The sequence below is a fragment of the Novosphingobium sp. genome (assembly GCF_965228995.1).
Classification (GTDB): domain Bacteria; phylum Pseudomonadota; class Alphaproteobacteria; order Sphingomonadales; family Sphingomonadaceae; genus Novosphingobium.
Genome location: NZ_OZ245852.1, coordinates 1,603,060 through 1,619,493 on the forward strand (window position 1 = coordinate 1,603,060; position 16,434 = coordinate 1,619,493).

Sequence of the window (16,434 nt, forward strand, 5' to 3'; positions counted from 1 at the left end):
TCCCGGGCTTCCCATTGAAAGCCTAGGCCAAGGCTGCGCGCCGCACATACCAGCGGTCGAGCATCCAGGCCATCATGGCGATGGCGGCGAGGCCGAGGAGGATCGGCAGGCGGAAGCCCGCGCCGCCCGCCAGCATGGCTGCGGCGGTGAGGCAGGCGGCGGAACAGCCGAGGTCCCAGCCGCCCTCGGTCGCCATCGAGAAGCGCAGCACGCAGGGGCCCTGCCGGGCCATGGCATAGAGCGGGGCGAGCATGGCGGTGCTGGTCATCGGCACGACGAGCGCGCCGAGCGCGGTCGCGGCGACGGCGAGCAGGGGGTGGCCCAGCGCGGTGCCCTTGGCGGCGAGGGCGACGGCCGCAGCACCATAAGCGATGACAAGCGAATGACGGGGGCGCCCGCCGTCGATCAGACGGCCGACGAAGACGCTTCCGGCGGCGGCGGCAAGCCCGGCGGCGGCCATCGCTGCGCCGAACTGGTCGAAATGCTCACCCAGCGAGGCGAACAGCGCGAGGTTCCAGATCACCACTGCGCAGCCCGAATGGAAGCCCTCGTTGAAATAGAGGCGGCGCGCGTAGCTGGCGACGCCGGGTTCGAGCATGGCCGCAGGGTCGATTGCGGGATTTGGCGCGCCGAGCAGCGGCAGGGCGCTGGCAAGTTGCAGCACGGTGATCACGGCAAAGGCGAGGCCCGGCCCGCCGTGAGCGAGGAGCAGGCCGCCCAGGGCGGGAGCGGCAATGCCGACGAGCGCGCTGGTTGCCTGCTGGACGCTGATCTGCTGCCCGCCGCGCCCGGTATCGGTGAGTACGGGGAGGAAGCCGTGCCACGCCGTCCAGTAGAGCACGCTGCCGAGGCCGCTCACCCCAAGGAACAGCGCGAGGAGTGGGCCGACTTCGTGGACCAGCGGCAGCAGCGCGAAGCTGATGGCGCGGACGGCGATGCCTATCAGCAGCACGTTGCGCACGCCGAAGCGCACTGCCAGCGGCAGGACGAGGCCGCGCAGCGCGAGGCGCGAGAGCACGATCAGCGCGAAGCTGGCGAGCGCCGCCGGAAAGGAAAAGCCGCGGCTGACGAGAAAGCCCGCAATGAAGATGCCGCCGCCCGCTTCGACAAACGATTGCAGGGCGGAGTGAAAATAGAGCCGGTGCAGCGGGGAAAGCAGGGTTCGGGGCATTGGGGGCTCCGGCGGCCGGGCAGGGCTGCGATCAGAATTCCATCATCGCCGCAAGCTTGCGCGGCGCAACGGCCTGCCACGAGCGGCGCAGCCATTCGGCAATGTCGTCCCAGTCAACGCCTCCGAGGTCAAGACGAATAGCTATCCACGCGTCGCCGAAATAGGCCGGGCGGTAGAAGCGGTCGGGATCGCTTTCGATGAGCTGTTCCTGTTCGTCCGCCCCGCTGATCTTGACGAGAAGCGCGGTTTTTCCATCGCCATGGTGGTCGGCGCTGACCCAGGCGAACTTCTTGCCTTTCACGATGCCGAAGCAGGCCATGCCGTGGCTCAGGCTTTCCTCCGCTTCGGGCAGCGCCATGGCAAGGGCGCGGACTTGCGCCGTGAGCCAGGCAGGATCGGCGTCGCGCGTGACGAGTTCGGCGAGGCAGCGGGCGTAGAGCTGATGCTCGGCGAAGAGGACGCGCGCGGCGAGCGCATCGGCGGTGTCGCCGGGCAGAATTGCGACGGGGATCTGGCCGAGGATCGGGCCTTCATCGAGATCGGCGGTGACGAGGTGGACGGTGCAGCCGGCGTGGCTGTCACCAGCGGCCAGCGCGCGCTCGTGGGTGTGCAGGCCGGTGTACTTCGGGAGAAGCGATGGGTGGATATTGACCATCCGCCCTTCCCAGCGCGCGACGAATTCGGGGCTGAGGATGCGCATGTAGCCGGCCAGCGCGATCCACTGCGCACCGGCGCGGCGGACTTCGGCCTCCATCGCCGCGTCATGCTCGGCGCGGGGAATGCCCTTGTGCGGGAGGACGAAAGTGGGGATGCCTTCCGCTTCGGCGAGTTTCATCCCGCCCGCTTCGGGGTTGTTGGAGAGGACGAGGACGATCTCGAACGGGCAGGTCGGCAGGCGGCTGGCATAGAGCAGCGCAGCCATATTGGTGCCGCTGCCAGAGATGAATACGGCGACTTTGGCGGGGGTGGTCATTTAGGTCCTCTCCATTTTCACGAAGTGCAAATGGGGAGGTGGCAGCCCGCAGGGCTGACGGAGGGGTTCTTCCCTGCCGCCACTACCCCTCCGACCCGCCTCCGGCGGGCCACCTCCCCATTTGCGTCTGCGACGAAAATGGGGAGGAAGTTCTCAGCCGACATGCACCGCTTCCCACGGCGCGCGGGCGGACCATGCCTCGGCGCTGCCGAAGACGGTGCAGCCTTTTTCGCCCGCGATGATCTCACCCACCGGAAAGGCGGTTTCGCCCGCGGCAGTCAGATCGGTGATCAGCCCCGAAGCTTCGTCCGGCGCGACCGCGAGCACCATGCCGACGCCGCAGTTGAAGGTGCGGGCCATTTCCTCGGGCTCGATCTGCCCCTGCGCCTGCAGGAACGCCATCAGGCGCGGCTGTTCCCAGGCATCGGCATCGATGCGGGCGTGGAGCCCCTTGGGCAGCACGCGGGGGACGTTTTCGAGCAGGCCGCCGCCGGTGATGTGAGCGAGGGCGTGGATGCGGCCCGCACGGATGAAGGGCAGCAGGCTCTTCACATAGATGCGCGTGGGCTCGATCAGGTGATCGATCAGCAGGCGTTCATTGTCGAACAATGCGGGGCGATCGAGCTTCCAGCCCTTGTCGGCAGCGAGGCGGCGGACCAGCGAATAGCCGTTGGAATGGACGCCCGAGGAAGCGAGGCCGATGAGCACGTCGCCTTCGGCGACGCGGCTTCCGGTCAGCTGCTCGCCGCGCTCGACCGCGCCGACGCAGAAGCCCGCGAGGTCGTAATCACCGGGGCCGTACATGCCGGGCATTTCGGCGGTTTCGCCCCCGATCAGCGCACAGCCGGCCATGCGGCAGCCTTCGGCGATGCCCGCCACGACGCGCTCGGCAACCCCGGTATCGAGCTTGCCGGTGGCAAAATAATCGAGAAAGAACAAGGGCTCCGCGCCCTGTACGATGAGATCGTTGACGCACATCGCGACGAGATCGATGCCGATCGCATCATGCCGGTCGTGATCGATGGCGAGCTTGACCTTGGTGCCGACACCGTCATTACCCGCAACCAGCAGCGGGTCCTTGTAGCCCGCCGCCTTGAGATCGAAGAATGCGCCGAAGCCGCCCAGTTCGGCATCGGCGCCAGGGCGGGCGGTGGCGCGCGCCAAGGGGCCGATTGCCTTCACGAGGGCATTGCCCGCGGCGATATCTACCCCCGCCTTGGCGTAGGAGTAGGACTGCGAAGTTTCGTCGGTGGAAGCCATGGGGCACGCGCCTAGCGCTTTCCCGCTTGGATTTCCACTTGCCTTTGGGCAAAAGCGGCGCAAGCCGAAGTCCGGCACGCGTTCCCGGCGTCCACATCACGGAGTTCCCTTGGCCGCCCTGCGTCCCATCTCTTTCCCTGCGACCCTCTGGCCGGAACCGAAACGCAAGGCGCGCCTTGCGTTGCTGGCGGGGCTTGGCCTGCTGCTCGCAGGCGGGGGCGCGGCCATCTACGCGCAGATCGAGGGTGACCGCGGCATCGCGCCGATTGCCAGCAACGGCGATTTCGAGGTGAGCGGGATCGAGGTCAACACCACCGGCAAGACCGCCGAGGAAGCCCGCGCCAACGGCTGGAAGCAGGCGCAGCGCCTCGCGTGGGAGAAGCTGTGGAAGTCCAACGGGCTGGGCGGCGGCGCGGCGCCCGCACTCGATGATGGCACGATCGACGGCATGGTTTCGGCCGTGGTCGTCGGGCAGGAGCAGATCGGCCCGCACCGCTATATCGCGACTCTCGGCGTGATCTTCGACCGCGCGCGGACTGGCAGCTACCTTGGCATGCAGGGCCAGATCGCGCATTCGGCGCCGCTGCTGGTGATCCCCGTGCTGATCCAGGGCGGGGTGACTTCGGTGTTCGAGACGCGCACGCCCTGGCAGAAGGCCTGGGCCGAGTTCCGCACCGGCTCCAGCGTGATCGACTATGTCCGTCCGGCAGGCGCGGGCGCGGATTCGCTGCTGCTGACGGCGGGGCAGATCAGCCGGCGCAGCCGCAACTGGTGGCGGTTGCTGCTCGATTCGTTTGGCGCGTCGGATGTGATCATGCCGATTGCCAAGCTTGAGCGGGCATGGCCGGGCGGACCGATCCACGGCACGTTCACCGCGCGGCGCGGGCCGGACAACCAGTTCCTTGGCAGCTTCGAGCTGACGGCACCGAGCGAGGACAAGCTGCCCGCCATGCTGAACGAGGCGATTACCCGGCTCGATGGCATCTATGCGGGCGCGCTTGCGGCAGGGCAGCTTGCGCCCGATCCCTCGCTTTCGATGCGGCCCGATCTCGATCCCGCGCTGGTCGAAAGCATCGTCGCCAAACTGGGCCCTGTGCCTGCCGCAACGACTGCGGCGGCTGGCCCTTTGGCTGCGGCGACGGCGGCGGCCGTGCCGACGGTGGCGGTGACCGTGCAGTTCCCCACGCCCGATGCGGCAGCAGTGGATGCAGGTGTGGGTGCGGTGCGCCGGGTCGATGGCGTCAAGGAAGCGGTGACGACCAGCCTTGCCATCGGCGGCACTTCGGTGATGCGCGTGACCTTTGCCGGCGATATCGACGCGCTTGCCGCGGCCTTGCGCGCGCAGGGCTGGCGCGTGACCCAAGGGGCCGGCGCGCTCAATCTCCGCAAGTAGGCCATGAGCCAGATCGCTCTGCCCCTTGTCACGGCGACCAGCGCCGAGACCGTGCTTACCGGCCCTTCGCTGGAGCCGGTGCTGGCGCTGCTCAACGGCGCCGCCGACTGGCCCTATCGCGCCGCCGTGCTGGCGGGGCCGCCGCGTTCGGGCAAGAGCCTGCTGGCGCGCTGGTTTGCCGAGAGCGGACTGGGCGATGCGCTCGATGATGCCGACAGCCTGCCCGAAGATGCCGTGTTCCACCGCTGGAACCGCGCGCAGGCCGATGGCCGGCCGCTGCTGATCGTCTCAAACCGCGCGCCCGGGGCGTGGCAAGTGGCGCTGCCGGATCTGGCCTCGCGGCTGGGGTCGGCGCTGATGATCGAGATTGGCGCGCCCGACGATGATCTGCTGCGCGCGCTGGTGGAAACCCATGCGGCGCGGCGGGGGCTGGCGCTGGGCGAGGCGGTGCTCGCCTATATCCTGCCAAGGCTGGAGCGCAGCCATGCCGCAGCCGAAGCGTTGGTTGAAACAATTGATCGCTTGTCCCTTGAGCGCAAGGCAGCCGTCACCATATCGCTCGCACGCGATGCGCTGGCCGAGCGGGTACACGGAGTGCCCGAGGCCGAGCGGCAGCCTAGGCTACTTTAGGCGCGCTTGCTTTGAAGCGGCAAAAGGAGGAAAAGCGCGGCCATGTTTGCAAGCCTCACAGCCTATCTGGACTCGATCCGCGCCCGTGATCCCGCGCCGCGCTCTCGCTGGGAAATCCTGCTTTATCCGGGGCTTCACGCCGTCGGCCTGCACCGCGTGGCGCACTGGCTGTTCGTGCGGAAGCTCTTTTTCCTTGCGCGCTTCGTCAATCATCTGGCGCGTTTCCTGACCGGGATCGATATCCATCCGGGCGCGAAAATCGGGCGGCACCTGTTCATCGACCACGGCTTCACGGTGATCGGAGAGACCGCAGAGATCGGCGATAACGTGACGATCTACCAGTGCGTGACGCTGGGCGGAACCAATCCGGCCAATGGCGTGCCGGGCAAGCGGCACCCGACGCTGAGCGACAATGCGATCATCGGATCGGGCGCGCAGATCCTCGGGCCGATCACCGTTGGCCCCCGTGCCCGGGTGGGCGCGAATGCCGTGGTGACCGAGGACGTGCCCGAAGGCGCGACCATGGTCGGCCTCAAGGCGCGCTCGACGCTGGTGCCGGTCGAAACCTGGCTCAAGGACTTCATCCCCTATGGCACGCCCTGCAAGGAGCCGTGCGAGCCGACTGGCGGCAGCCGGGTCGACGAACTGGAGGCCGAAGTCGCGCTGCTCAAGGCGCAAGTCGCCGCGCTGCTGGAGCGGCAGGACGAAAGCGCCGATGAACCCGCGCCGGTCGGCGGCGGCAACCGGCGCAGGAGCCGCAGCTGAGCGTGCTGGGCGGAGCCGATGCGGGCGGTTTCGGCCCGTCTGTGCTGCCGTTCCCACAAGTCCGTGCCGAGCCGCAGGTCGGCTTCGAGCGGCCCGAGCTGATGCGGATACTCGATCTCTATGGCCGCATGGTCGCCGCCGGGGAATGGCGCGACTATGCGATGAGCTTTGGCAAGGATGCGGCCAGCTTCGCCGCGTTCCGCCGCACGGCCGAACGGCCCACCGCGCGGATCGAGAAACGCCCCTCGCTGCGCGGCAAGCAGGGTATGTGGACGCTCTATGGTGAGGCGGGGCAGGTGCTGAAGCGCGGGCACGAGCTGGCCGGCGTGCTTTCGCCGCTGGAACGCAAGCTGCTGAAGATCGTCGAGGATTGAGGCGGTTTGAGCCCCCCTTTCCGGTCCCCGATCCACTCGTCATTGCGAGCGAAGCGAAGCAATCCAGAGCGTCAATGCATGAACGCTCTGGATTGCTTCGTCGCTACGCTCCTCGCAATGACGAAGATTGGGGGCCATGCATTGAAGTATGGTCCCGCTCTCATCACACCCTGGGCGCTCGAGGCGTGCGAGGCAGCTCCGGCGACGAGGCACCAGGCCGACGATGCCAACCCGCTGCTGCGCGTGGTCTACCGCGATGCCGATGCCGAGATGGTGCTGATGATGCCGGAGAAGGGCGGGCGGGCTGCACTGCCCAAGGCGCTGGGACGCGATTGCGCCGCGCCGCTGCTGATCGATGCGCGCACCGGGGGCGTGCGCGTGCTGGACGAAGCCGAAGTGCAGGCGCGGCTCAAGACCATGCAACTGGCGGGGGCAACGCGCGGCGCCTGCCCCCGACCGTGAGGGCTCAGCGCTTCATCGCGGCCTGAAGCTCGACGAGGATCGCCTGGCTCTGCTGCGCGCCCGATTGGGGGACGAAATCGCCGGTGCGGTCGGAGATCTGGTCCCAGTGGGCGGCGAAGTCTTCGACGGTGCGCGCGTTCAGCGGGAGCAGGACGGGCTTGTTCATCGTGACCCACGCCGAGTGATAGGCGCCTGCGCCCGCGCCGACGATGGCGTTGCTGGGCGCATCGTCGGAGACGAGGAACAGCGCGGCGGGCACGACGTTTTCAGGGCCGAACAGCTTGAAGGCTTCCTCGGGGAAGATGTCTTCCGTCATGCGCGTGGCGGCGACGGGGGCGAGGGTGTTGACCTTGATGTTGTTCTTGGCGCCCTCTAGGTAGAGCGTCTTGGTGAGGCCGGCGAGGCCGAGCTTGGCGGCGCCGTAGTTGGCCTGGCCGAAGTTGCCGAACAGGCCGGTCGAGGAAGCGGTCATCAGGATGCGGCCGTAGTTCTGTTCGCGCATCGTATCCCAGCAAGCCTTGGTGGCGAAGGCCGAGCCGATCAGGTGGACCTTCACGACCATCTCGAAATCGGCCGGGTCCATCTTGGTGAAGCTCTTGTCGCGCAGGATGCCGGCGTTGTTGATGAGGACGTGGATGCCGCCCCACTTTTCCTTCGCCTTGGCGACCATTTCGGCCATCTGCTCGAATTCGGTGACCGAGCCGCCGTTGGACATCGCTTCGCCGCCTGCGGCCTGGATTTCCTCGACCACCTTGAGCGCCGCATCGGAATGGCCAGTGCCATCGCGCGCGCCGCCGAGATCGTTGACGACGACCTTGGCGCCGCGCCGACCGAGCTCGAGCGCATATTCACGGCCGATGCCGCCGCCTGCGCCAGTGACGATGGCAACCTTGTCCTTGAAGGAAATGCTCATTTGAGGACTCTCCCTGGCACCCTGACCGGGCGACTAACGGGAGCGCGATGCCATGGCGCAATGGCCTTGGCAACACTGCACCGGCAGCGGCTTGCCCCTCTCCCAACCCTCTCCCCTGAAAGGAAGAGGGCTATTGGTCAGCCGATGCGGTGCACCCAGCCGTGCGTGTCGGCAGCCTCGCCGCGCTGGATCGAGACGAGGCGCTGGCGCAGCTTCTGGGTCAGCTGGCCGGGGCCGCCGCTGCCGATGGTGAAGCTGTCGTGCGTGCTCGTGACCTTGCCCACCGGCGTGACCACCGCCGCGGTGCCGCAAGCGAAGGTTTCAGTGAGCTTGCCCGAGGTTGCGTCCGCCTGCCACTGTGCGAGCGAATAGCGCTCCTCACGCACGGTGAGGCCTTCTTCCTGCGCGAGCTTGATCAGGCTGGCGCGGGTGATGCCGGGGAGGATCGTGCCGCCCAAGGGGGGCGTGACGAGCGAGCCATCGTCGAACACGAAGAACAGGTTCATGCCGCCCAGTTCCTCGATCCACTGGCGCTCCACCGCATCGAGGAACAGCACCTGATCGTGCCCGCGCGCGAAAGCTTCGGCAGTGGGGACGAGGCTGGCGGCATAGTTGCCGCCGCACTTGGCAGCGCCCGTACCGCCGGGCGCGGCGCGGCTATAATCGCTGACCCACAGCGAGACCGCAGGGGCGCCCGACTTGAAGTAGTTGCCCGCGGGGCTCGCGATCACGAGGAAGCGGTACTGCTTCGAGGGGCGCACGCCGAGGAACGCCTCGCTCGCGAACATGAAGGGGCGCAGATAGAGCGAGCCGCCCTCGACGGTGGGGAACCAGTCCTTGTCCGCCTTCACCAGTTCCTCGACCGCCTGGACAAAGAGGCTTTCGGGCATCGTCGGCATGGCGAGCCGCTGAGCCGAGGCGTTGAAGCGCGCGGCGTTGGCTTCGGGGCGGAACAGGGCGATGCCGCCATCAGCGAGGCGGTAGGCCTTCAGTCCTTCGAAGATTTCCTGCGCATAGTGGAGCACGGCGGCAGCGGGATCGAGCGGGATCGGCCCGTAAGGCATCACCGTGGCACTGTGCCAGCCCTTGCCCTCGTCATAGGTGATCTGGACCATGTGATCGGAAAACGCGGTGCCGAAGCCCGGGTTCGCAAGGATTTGAGCGCGCACGTCAGCGGCCACGGGGGCGGGGTGCGGCAGGTGCTCGAATGCGATCGGGGCAGTGGCAGTCTCGGGCGTCGCCATCGGGCGGTCCTTCAGTCAGGGAACAAACGCCGCGGTGCGTGAACTATTATTGCGCGCAAGGCAAGCGGTTTGTAACAAATGTGAAGGGCCGCTTCCGGCAATCGGAAGCGGCCCTTCGCATGGTCAGCGGCCGGAAGTGCCGCCCACGGTGCCTTTATCGCTTGATCAAACTAGCGATAATGCTCCGCGATGCGCAATGCCGACCCCTCTGCTGAACCATGAGACATCGGATCACCTCCTTTCGCGCTGTTGAGCCAAAGTGCCGCCTCCCCAATCTCATGGAAATCGGTGGACGGCTCGACCGGAGGATTGCAGCCCTGTGCCGGCCTTGCTTCGAATGTGATTCATCAAACGCGCAAGAACAAGACTTGCATTGATTTTTTTTGCGGTCAGAATTGGGGCTTCGTGCTGGTTTGGTGGATAAGTCCGCCGGGGCGAATTTTCTTCAGCGACAATCCTCGATCACGCGGCCGAGTTCGGACCACGCGGGGAGCACGAGCGTCTGCGCGCCGCCCATTTCGAACAGGAACCGGCCCCGGCTGAAGGCCATCGCATCGAGCAGCGGATCACGCACCGCGAAGGCAATTTCGAAGGTCCCGCCAGCATTCCGGGCGGGCGCTGCGGTCATGTGGCGGCTGGCGGTGCTGGTGGTGATCGCGGCTGGCACATCGCCGCTGCCGACGCCGGGCCGCTGGAAGATAATCGCCGGACGGCTGCGATCGCAGCGCACGACCAGCAGCGGCGCTGCGCCCTCCTGGCCGAAGCGCGCGGCGCTGCCGGTGCTTTCGGCGCTGTAGGTCCAGCTACCGGCGGTCTGCGGCAGATCGCGCCAGCTTGCCGCGTCGGCACGCGGGGAGGGCGGGGGCGGTGCCGGGCGCGGCTGCGGCGCGGGTTGCGGCTGGGGTTGAGGCGCGGGCGCCGCAGTGCCACCACGCGGGACCGGGATGAGCCGCGGCGGCGAGCCCGAACAGCCGGCGAGGGCTAGCGCCGATGCCAGAACCGGGGCGATCAGCAGGGGGGCTGGCGGGGGTCGGCGGTTGATCTTCATGCCCCGGGTATGGAAGAGAGTGTCGGTGACCTCAAGAAGCACTGCAAACTCATCGGGCAAAGCGAAGATCCGGATCGACCAGTTGCTGGTCGAGCGGGGTCTGGCCGAAAGCCGCGCCCGCGCGCAGGCGCTGATCCTGGCGGGGCATGTCTATACGGGCGAGACCAAGCTGACCAAAGCGGGCCACACGCTGGCGGGCGATGCGCCGCTGGAAGTGCGGGGGCGCGATCACCCCTGGGTCTCACGCGGGGGGATCAAGCTGGCGCACGCGCTGGAGCACTTCGGGCTGGATCCGGCGGGCGTGACCGCGATGGACATCGGCAGTTCAACCGGCGGTTTTACCGATGTGCTGCTGACGGGCGGCGCGGTGCATGTCTTTGCGGTCGATTCGGGGACAAACCAGCTGGCGTGGAAGCTGCGGCAGGACAGCCGCGTAACCGTGCTGGAGCAGACCAGCGCGCGCGTGCTGACGGGCGCGCAGATCGATCGGCCAGCGACCTGGGTGGTGTGCGATGCAAGCTTCATATCGCTCAGAAAAGTGCTCGAAGTGCCGCTCGCGCTGGCCACGCGGCCGACGCGGCTGGTGGCGCTGATCAAGCCGCAGTTCGAGGTGGGGCGCGGCGAAGTCGGCAAGGGCGGCGTGGTGCGCGAACCTGCCTTGCACGAACGCGTCTGCCGCGAGGTGCAGGACTGGCTGGAAGGCGAAGGCTGGGACGTGCAGGGCATCACGACAAGCCCGATTACCGGCCCCGAAGGCAACGTCGAGTTTCTCATTTCGGCACTTCATCCGGGAGCTCAGGGCGAGGGCTGAACCGGAGATTGTCCCGCATTGGAGCAGGTGGACCCTGCGGAGATTGCCTAGTCGCCACCACCCGGCCAATATCGCCCGGTCAAGCTTGGCAACGAATCGCCATTTACCGGGCCTGTCTGGGGACTTTTCGAGCACATGCGTTATCTCGCTTCACCTGCCCAGCTGCGCGCCAGCCTGCTGCGCTGGTCGCTGTTTACCGTGCCAGCCGTGCTCGGGCTCGGATTTCTGTCCAGCATCGTGGCGGATGCGGGGCCGCACAATCCCTGGTTCGCGGCGCTGATGAAGCCTGCACTCTATCCGCCGCCGGCAACCTTCGGGATTGTCTGGTCGGTGCTCTATGTCCTGATCGGGGTGGCGCTGGCGATGGTGGCCTCCGCGCGCGGCGCACCGGGGCGGGGCATCGCGGTTGTCGTATTCGCGCTGCAGCTGGTGCTTAATCTCGCGTGGAGCCCGGTGTTCTTTGCGATGCACCGGATGACCGCGGCGCTGGCGATCATCGGCGTGATGATCGTGCTGACGCTGGCCATGATCGCGCTGTTCTGGCGCGTGCGGCCCACAGCGGGCGCGCTGCTGCTCCCCTATCTCGCGTGGATCTGCTTTGCCTCGGTGCTGAATTACCAGTTCCTTGCGCTCAATCCGCTTGCCGATGGCGTGGAAGGTTCGGGCGCCACTGTGCGCGTTCAGATCTGATAACGCCGGATAGCAGATTGCCCGGGATCACGCCTTGCGCCGCGCGGCGTGAAGCGCCATCTGCGGTGCAGTGAATTCGTGCAGAAGGCCCACGTCATGCAGTCCGAGAACCCGATGATCGCCGATTTCGTCAAGCTGCTCAACAGCGCCGCCGGTACGCTGGCCGGCATGGGCCGCGAAGCGGGCGAAACCGCGCGCGAGAAACTGCGCGAGACGTTCGGCGGCATGGACTTCGTCAGCCGCGAGGAATTCGAGGTGGTGAAGGACATGGCCACGGCCGCGCGCGAGGAGGCCGAAGCTCTGAAGGCCCGGATCGAAGCGCTGGAAGCTGCTGCCAAGGGCTGAGCGCCCCGCTTCATCGCAGGGCCCGATGGGCCCACACACCATGCCCGCGCGTTGTGGCTCCATTGGAGTACAACGCGATGTATGATCGTTCCCATTCAACATGCCGCATCCTTGGGCTCAGCCTGCTCTCGCTGACCGTGGCGCTGACCGCCTGTAGCCCTAAGGCCGGTACCGAGGCATCGCCCACACTGGCGGCGCTGGACAGCAGCGAGAGCGCCTTGCCGCCGCTCCCCGCTGTGCAGCCGATGCTGGCCGGACCAGCCGCACCCTTGCGCATGGCCCCGGCGCCCTCGGCGCTGCCGCGGGGGCGCACGCTTGGTCAAGCCCGTGCCTTGGGCAACGACCGCTATGCGTGGATCGACCGCGCCAACCGTATCAACGAGACGATCGGCGACGCACCGCCCGACTACGGCTTCGATTATCAGGACGGCGTGCAGCCCTATGGCTGGGAAAGCGCGGGCGGCTATCGCACGTATGCCGAGCCTGTCGATGGCGGATACCGCACTTATTACTACGATCCGGGCGCCAACGAACCCTACCTCGTGCGCGATCCGAACTACAGCTACGGCTATTCGGATGGCCGGCTGGTCACGGTCTATGATCGCGGCGGGCGCGCGCTTGATGAGTGGCAGGCGCAGCAGCGGTCTGATTATGCCGAGCGCTACTACGACCGCGGACGAACGATGTATGCGGCGGCCGAGAGCCGCCAGCGGCGCGGCGTCACGGCTGCGCGCTGGGCCGACCAGCGCGACGTGATCAGGAACCAGCGCGCCGAATGGAGCCGCACGCAGCAGAGCACGCCGGAATGGCGCGACTATCGCAGCGAACACGCGGTCCAGGATCAGCGGCTGATCGAGGAACGCAACGCGCGCATGCAGGCCGCGCAGCAGTTCTCGACATGGCAGGCGCGGGGCTTTCGCGGCCAGACGCCGGCGATGTATGGCCAGCCGCAGCGCGAGAATCGCGATGGCTCCGGCTATGACCAGCGGCAGGTGGACCAGCGGCAGGCGCAGCTCGTGGAGCAGCAGCGCCAGCAGCAAGTCGCCCAGCAGCAAGTCGCCCAGCAGCAGGTTGCCCGGCAGCGAGCGCTGCAGCAGCAGGCGGTTCAACAGCAGCAGGCGGTTCAGCAGCAGGCGGTTCAGCAGCGAGCGGTTCAGCAAGAGCAGGTGCGGCAGCACGATATTGCGGCCCAGCAGCAGATCGTCGCTCAGCGGCAGGTTGCGGCTCAGCGCCAAGCCGCAGCGCAGCAGCAGGTCGTAGTTCAGCAGCAAGCTGCCGCCCGGCAGCAGGTCGCGGTGCGTCAGCAGGAAGCGGCGCAGCAAGCCCGGCTGGTTCAGCAGAGGGATGCGGTGGCGGCGGCGAAGTTGGTGCAGATCAGGCAGCAACAGGCCGCCAAGGCCACCGAGCAATTGCAGCAGCAGCGTATCTTGCGCGAACGGCAGGCGGCCCTGACGCAGGCGGGCCTCAAGCAGGAAGCACTCAAGCAGGTGGCACTTAAGCAGGCGGCCGGGCAGCAGCGCGCGGCCATCCAGCGCCAGAGCCAGATCGATACGGCAAAGCGCGTGAGCGAGGCCCGGCAGAACGCCGCCAACGCCGCGCAGGCGCACAAGGTGGCGCAGGCCAAGATGGCGCAGGACAGGGCGGCGCAGAACAAGCCCGCGAAGGAAAAGGTCCGCGAGTGGCCGCGCCCGGGGGTGGACCCGGGCTGAGCCGCGGGCGCCTTAGAGCCCCGCCGCCTTCAGCGCCTGATCCAGATCCTCGATCACGTCATGGGGGTCTTCTAGCCCGACGTTGAGCCGCAGCATCCCCTCGGTCACGCCCATGTCGGCGCGGGTTTCGGGGCCGACGCCGTGGTGGGTGGTCGAGGCCGGGTGGCACATCAGCGAACGCGAATCGCCGATGTTGTTGGAGATATCGATGAGCTTCAGCGCATCGAGCAGGGCATGGGCCTGCGGCCGGCCGCCGGGCACTTCGAGGCTCATGATCGAACCGCCGGCCAGCATCTGCTTCAGCGCCAGCGCGTGTTGCGGGTGGCTGGGCAGGAACGGATAGCGCACCGTGGGCAGGCGGCCTTCGATGAAGCTCGCGACCATCAGCGCGTTTTCGCTTTGGCGGCGGATCCTGAGGTCCAGCGTTTCAAGGCCCTTGAGAACGACCCAGGCGTTGAACGGCGCGATGTTGGGCCCGGTGTTGCGCTGGAAGGGCAGGAGCTTGCCGTCGATGAACTCCTTCGAACCCGCGACCGCGCCTGCCAGCACGCGGCCCTGTCCGTCCATCATCTTGGTGGCCGAATAGGCGACGACGTCCGCGCCGAAATCGAGCGGACGCTGGAGCGCGCTGGTGGCAAAGGCGTTGTCGACCACGGTGGTGATGCCGTGCTTGCGCGCCAGGGTGCAGACAAACTCGAGATCGATGAGATCCATGGTCGGATTCGCGGGGCTTTCGAAGAAGAACACCTTGGTCTCGGGGCGGATCGCGGCTTCCCACGCGGCGTTATCGCCGGCGTCGATCGTGGTGCCGCTGATGCCGAAGCGCGGGAGCAGATTGTCGACCAGCCAGCGGCACGAGCCGAACGCGGCCTTGGCTGCCACGATGTGGTCCCCGGCAGAGAGCTGGCAGAGGAGGGCGGTGGTCATCGCCGCCATGCCGCTGGCCTGCGCGCGGCAGGCTTCGGCGCCCTCGAGAAGGGCGATGCGCTCTTCCAGCATCTGCACCGTGGGGTTCTGCAGGCGCGAGTAGGTCATGCCATCGTCCTCGCCCGCAAAGCGCGCGGCGACGGTGGCGGCATCATCGTAGGAATAGCCCGAGGTGAGGAACAGGGCCTCGGACGTCTCGCCCATTTCCGAACGCCACGTGCCTCCGCGCACGGCCTGCGTTGCGGGGCGCCAGTTGGCGGTGATCGAGCGGTCCTGTCCGGTGGTGCGTTTCATGGGGTATGCCCTTAGATTTGTGGGGCAAGTGGTGCAAGCACCGCCATTGCCCTTGGGGGCCTGACTGGCGTATGCGCGCCCGGCCCATGTCCCTCCTGTCCCGCATCACCGCTCCCCTGACAGCGCCGCGCCGTGCCGATGGCGATCCGTTGGCATGGTGCGCGATGATCACGCTCGCGTTCCTCGTGCTGGTGCTGCACCGGCTGGGTACGCCTTCGAAGATCATGTTCGATGAGGTGCACTACCTGCCTGCGGCCCGTCGGCTGATTGATCTGACGAGTCGGCTCAATCCCGAGCATCCGCTGCTGGGCAAGGAATTCATCGCGCTGGGCATGCTGCTGTTCGGCGACAATCCGTTCGGCTGGCGGCTGCCCAATGCGCTGCTCGGCACGCTGGGGCTGTTTGCCGCGATGCGCACGATGTGGTGGGCAAGCCTCTCGCGCCCGGCGACGCTGCTGTTCGGCCTGCTGTTTGCGACCAACTTCCTCTGGTTCGTGCTGAGCCGGATCGCGATGCTCGACATGGCGATGGCGAGCATGCTGGCGCTGGGGTTCTGGCAGGCGGCGCTGGCGTGGCGCAAGGGCTCGCGCGTCCATCTGGTGCTGTGCGGAGTGTTCCTTGGGCTGTCGCTTGGCGGCAAGTGGAACGGTGCGCCGATCCTTGCCCTGCCGGGGCTGCTGTTTGCGTGGGACCGCTGGTGGGCGCTGGCAGGGCGGCGGCGCAGCTATCTCACCGCGCGCGATGCGGGGCCTGTGCCGGGGGTATCGCTGCTGGAGGCGGTCTTGTGGCTCGGCGTAGTGCCGCTGCTCGCCTATTTCGCGACGTTTGCGCCCGCGTTCTTCTACAAGGTGCAGCCGCTGACGCTGCAGGGGCTGATCCCGTGGCAGAGCTATATGCTCAAGCTGCAGGACAGCGTGGTGAAGCCGCATCTCTACCAGAGCCGGTGGTGGCAGTGGGTATTCAACATCCGCCCGATCTGGTTCTTCTACGCCCAGTGGGACGGGGCGCAGCGCGGGGTGCTGATGGTCGGCAATCCCTTCACGATGCTGGCAGGCTTGCCGGCGCTGCTGCTGTGCCTGTGGGCAGGCGTGCGGCGGGGAGACCGGCTGCGCGGCGCGGTGGTGGTGCTTTATATTGCGAGCCTGATCTTCTGGGCGATCAATGGCAAGCCGGTGCAGTTCTACTACCACTACACACTGGCCAGCGTGTTCCTGATGGCGGCGCTGGCGCTGGTGCTGGCGCAGTGGTGGGAGCAGGGGCGGCGCTGGCCGGGGGCGCTGACGGTGGTGCTGTCGGGCATGCTGTTCATGGGCTTTTACCCGATCCTGTCCGCTGCGGCGCTGCCGGGGAAGCTTTCCTATCGGGATTACACGTGGCTCGATAGCTGGCGGTAGCGCTTCGATACTCCCCATTTGTCCCTGCGGG

Annotated in this window: 17 protein-coding genes; 10 read left to right on the forward strand and 7 right to left on the reverse strand. The window is 67.3% G+C overall.

Features of this window, described 5'->3' with window-relative positions:
- Positions 1-22: 22 nt before the first annotated feature.
- From ACO056_RS07615 to purM, 3 genes are all read right to left on the reverse strand, one after another.
- Positions 23-1,171: an MFS transporter gene (locus tag ACO056_RS07615; RefSeq protein ID WP_421854163.1), complete on the reverse strand. Its 1,149-nt coding sequence runs from the start codon at positions 1,169-1,171 to the stop codon at positions 23-25.
- Positions 1,172-1,202: 31 nt separating this feature from the next.
- Positions 1,203-2,144 (reverse strand): phosphoribosylglycinamide formyltransferase, encoded by a 942-nt coding sequence (gene purN / locus ACO056_RS07620; RefSeq protein ID WP_421854166.1) that lies wholly within the window; start codon positions 2,142-2,144, stop codon positions 1,203-1,205.
- 153 nt (positions 2,145-2,297) lie between these two features.
- Positions 2,298-3,404 (reverse strand): phosphoribosylformylglycinamidine cyclo-ligase, encoded by a 1,107-nt coding sequence (gene purM / locus ACO056_RS07625; protein ID WP_421854169.1) that lies wholly within the window; start codon positions 3,402-3,404, stop codon positions 2,298-2,300.
- Positions 3,405-3,585: 181 nt separating this feature from the next.
- Here purM and ACO056_RS07630 point away from each other — a divergent pair, with 181 nt between their 5' ends.
- The 5 genes from ACO056_RS07630 (at position 3,586) to ACO056_RS07650 (ending at position 7,028) form a co-directional block, all read left to right on the forward strand.
- Positions 3,586-4,797, forward strand: coding sequence for a heavy-metal-associated domain-containing protein (locus tag ACO056_RS07630; protein WP_421854172.1), 1,212 nt, complete (start codon positions 3,586-3,588; stop codon positions 4,795-4,797).
- Positions 4,798-4,800: 3 nt separating this feature from the next.
- Positions 4,801-5,427: an HdaA/DnaA family protein gene (locus ACO056_RS07635; protein WP_421854175.1), complete on the forward strand. Its 627-nt coding sequence runs from the start codon at positions 4,801-4,803 to the stop codon at positions 5,425-5,427.
- A gap of 42 nt (positions 5,428-5,469) precedes the next feature.
- Positions 5,470-6,192 carry a serine O-acetyltransferase EpsC gene (gene epsC, locus ACO056_RS07640; RefSeq protein ID WP_421854178.1) on the forward strand — a complete coding sequence of 241 codons (723 nt, stop codon included), beginning with the start codon at positions 5,470-5,472 and terminating at the stop codon, positions 6,190-6,192.
- Positions 6,193-6,233: 41 nt separating this feature from the next.
- A complete protein-coding gene (locus ACO056_RS07645; protein ID WP_421855370.1) occupies positions 6,234-6,566 on the forward strand; it encodes a DUF2794 domain-containing protein in 333 nt (110 codons plus the stop codon).
- A gap of 78 nt (positions 6,567-6,644) precedes the next feature.
- Positions 6,645-7,028, forward strand: coding sequence for a hypothetical protein (locus tag ACO056_RS07650; RefSeq protein ID WP_421854181.1), 384 nt, complete (start codon positions 6,645-6,647; stop codon positions 7,026-7,028).
- Positions 7,029-7,032: 4 nt separating this feature from the next.
- Here the strand turns inward: ACO056_RS07650 and ACO056_RS07655 are convergent, their stop codons facing one another.
- From ACO056_RS07655 to ACO056_RS07665, 3 genes are all read right to left on the reverse strand, one after another.
- Positions 7,033-7,941, reverse strand: a complete 909-nt coding sequence (locus ACO056_RS07655; RefSeq protein WP_421854184.1) for an SDR family NAD(P)-dependent oxidoreductase — start codon at positions 7,939-7,941, stop codon at positions 7,033-7,035.
- Positions 7,942-8,078: 137 nt separating this feature from the next.
- The gene (locus ACO056_RS07660; RefSeq protein ID WP_421854187.1) at positions 8,079-9,185 is read right to left on the reverse strand and encodes a branched-chain amino acid aminotransferase; all 1,107 of its coding nucleotides are present in this window, start codon (positions 9,183-9,185) and stop codon (positions 8,079-8,081) included.
- Between the two features lie 445 nt (positions 9,186-9,630).
- On the reverse strand, positions 9,631-10,275 hold the full coding sequence (locus ACO056_RS07665; protein WP_421854190.1) for a hypothetical protein: 645 nt from the start codon (positions 10,273-10,275) through the stop codon (positions 9,631-9,633).
- Between ACO056_RS07665 and ACO056_RS07670 the strand changes: the two genes are divergently transcribed.
- The 4 genes from ACO056_RS07670 (at position 10,259) to ACO056_RS07685 (ending at position 13,788) form a co-directional block, all read left to right on the forward strand.
- Positions 10,259-11,044 carry a TlyA family RNA methyltransferase gene (locus ACO056_RS07670; RefSeq protein ID WP_421854193.1) on the forward strand — a complete coding sequence of 262 codons (786 nt, stop codon included), beginning with the start codon at positions 10,259-10,261 and terminating at the stop codon, positions 11,042-11,044. The genes ACO056_RS07665 and ACO056_RS07670 overlap by 17 nt on opposite strands.
- A 135-nt stretch (positions 11,045-11,179) precedes the next feature.
- Positions 11,180-11,734 carry a TspO/MBR family protein gene (locus tag ACO056_RS07675; protein ID WP_421854196.1) on the forward strand — a complete coding sequence of 185 codons (555 nt, stop codon included), beginning with the start codon at positions 11,180-11,182 and terminating at the stop codon, positions 11,732-11,734.
- Positions 11,735-11,830: 96 nt separating this feature from the next.
- The gene (locus tag ACO056_RS07680) at positions 11,831-12,079 is read left to right on the forward strand and encodes an accessory factor UbiK family protein (RefSeq protein WP_421854199.1); all 249 of its coding nucleotides are present in this window, start codon (positions 11,831-11,833) and stop codon (positions 12,077-12,079) included.
- Between the two features lie 77 nt (positions 12,080-12,156).
- Entirely contained in the window at positions 12,157-13,788 is a 1,632-nt protein-coding gene (locus ACO056_RS07685; protein ID WP_421854202.1) for a hypothetical protein, read from the forward strand.
- A 12-nt stretch (positions 13,789-13,800) separates the two neighbouring features.
- On the opposite strand, the gene ACO056_RS07690 is transcribed toward ACO056_RS07685, so the two are convergent.
- Positions 13,801-15,009, reverse strand: a complete 1,209-nt coding sequence (locus tag ACO056_RS07690) for a trans-sulfuration enzyme family protein (protein WP_421854205.1) — start codon at positions 15,007-15,009, stop codon at positions 13,801-13,803.
- An 86-nt stretch (positions 15,010-15,095) separates the two neighbouring features.
- On the opposite strand from ACO056_RS07690, the gene ACO056_RS07695 reads away from it, so the two are divergent.
- The gene (locus tag ACO056_RS07695; protein ID WP_421854208.1) at positions 15,096-16,403 is read left to right on the forward strand and encodes a phospholipid carrier-dependent glycosyltransferase; all 1,308 of its coding nucleotides are present in this window, start codon (positions 15,096-15,098) and stop codon (positions 16,401-16,403) included.
- The last annotated feature ends 31 nt before the right edge of the window (positions 16,404-16,434 follow it).

Coding starts and splice junctions, on each gene's coding strand:
- ACO056_RS07690 (WP_421854205.1), bottom strand. CDS start 15,009: ATGAAACGCACCACCGGACAGGACCGCTCGATCACCGCCAACTGGCGC.
- purM (WP_421854169.1), bottom strand. CDS start 3,404: ATGGCTTCCACCGACGAAACTTCGCAGTCCTACTCCTACGCCAAGGCG.
- epsC (WP_421854178.1), top strand. CDS start 5,470: ATGTTTGCAAGCCTCACAGCCTATCTGGACTCGATCCGCGCCCGTGAT.
- ACO056_RS07650 (WP_421854181.1), top strand. CDS start 6,645: ATGAACGCTCTGGATTGCTTCGTCGCTACGCTCCTCGCAATGACGAAG.
- ACO056_RS07635 (WP_421854175.1), top strand. CDS start 4,801: ATGAGCCAGATCGCTCTGCCCCTTGTCACGGCGACCAGCGCCGAGACC.
- ACO056_RS07615 (WP_421854163.1), bottom strand. CDS start 1,171: ATGCCCCGAACCCTGCTTTCCCCGCTGCACCGGCTCTATTTTCACTCC.
- ACO056_RS07655 (WP_421854184.1), bottom strand. CDS start 7,941: ATGAGCATTTCCTTCAAGGACAAGGTTGCCATCGTCACTGGCGCAGGC.
- ACO056_RS07680 (WP_421854199.1), top strand. CDS start 11,831: ATGCAGTCCGAGAACCCGATGATCGCCGATTTCGTCAAGCTGCTCAAC.
- ACO056_RS07685 (WP_421854202.1), top strand. CDS start 12,157: ATGTATGATCGTTCCCATTCAACATGCCGCATCCTTGGGCTCAGCCTG.
- ACO056_RS07660 (WP_421854187.1), bottom strand. CDS start 9,185: ATGGCGACGCCCGAGACTGCCACTGCCCCGATCGCATTCGAGCACCTG.
- ACO056_RS07675 (WP_421854196.1), top strand. CDS start 11,180: ATGCGTTATCTCGCTTCACCTGCCCAGCTGCGCGCCAGCCTGCTGCGC.
- purN (WP_421854166.1), bottom strand. CDS start 2,144: ATGACCACCCCCGCCAAAGTCGCCGTATTCATCTCTGGCAGCGGCACC.
- ACO056_RS07695 (WP_421854208.1), top strand. CDS start 15,096: ATGTCCCTCCTGTCCCGCATCACCGCTCCCCTGACAGCGCCGCGCCGT.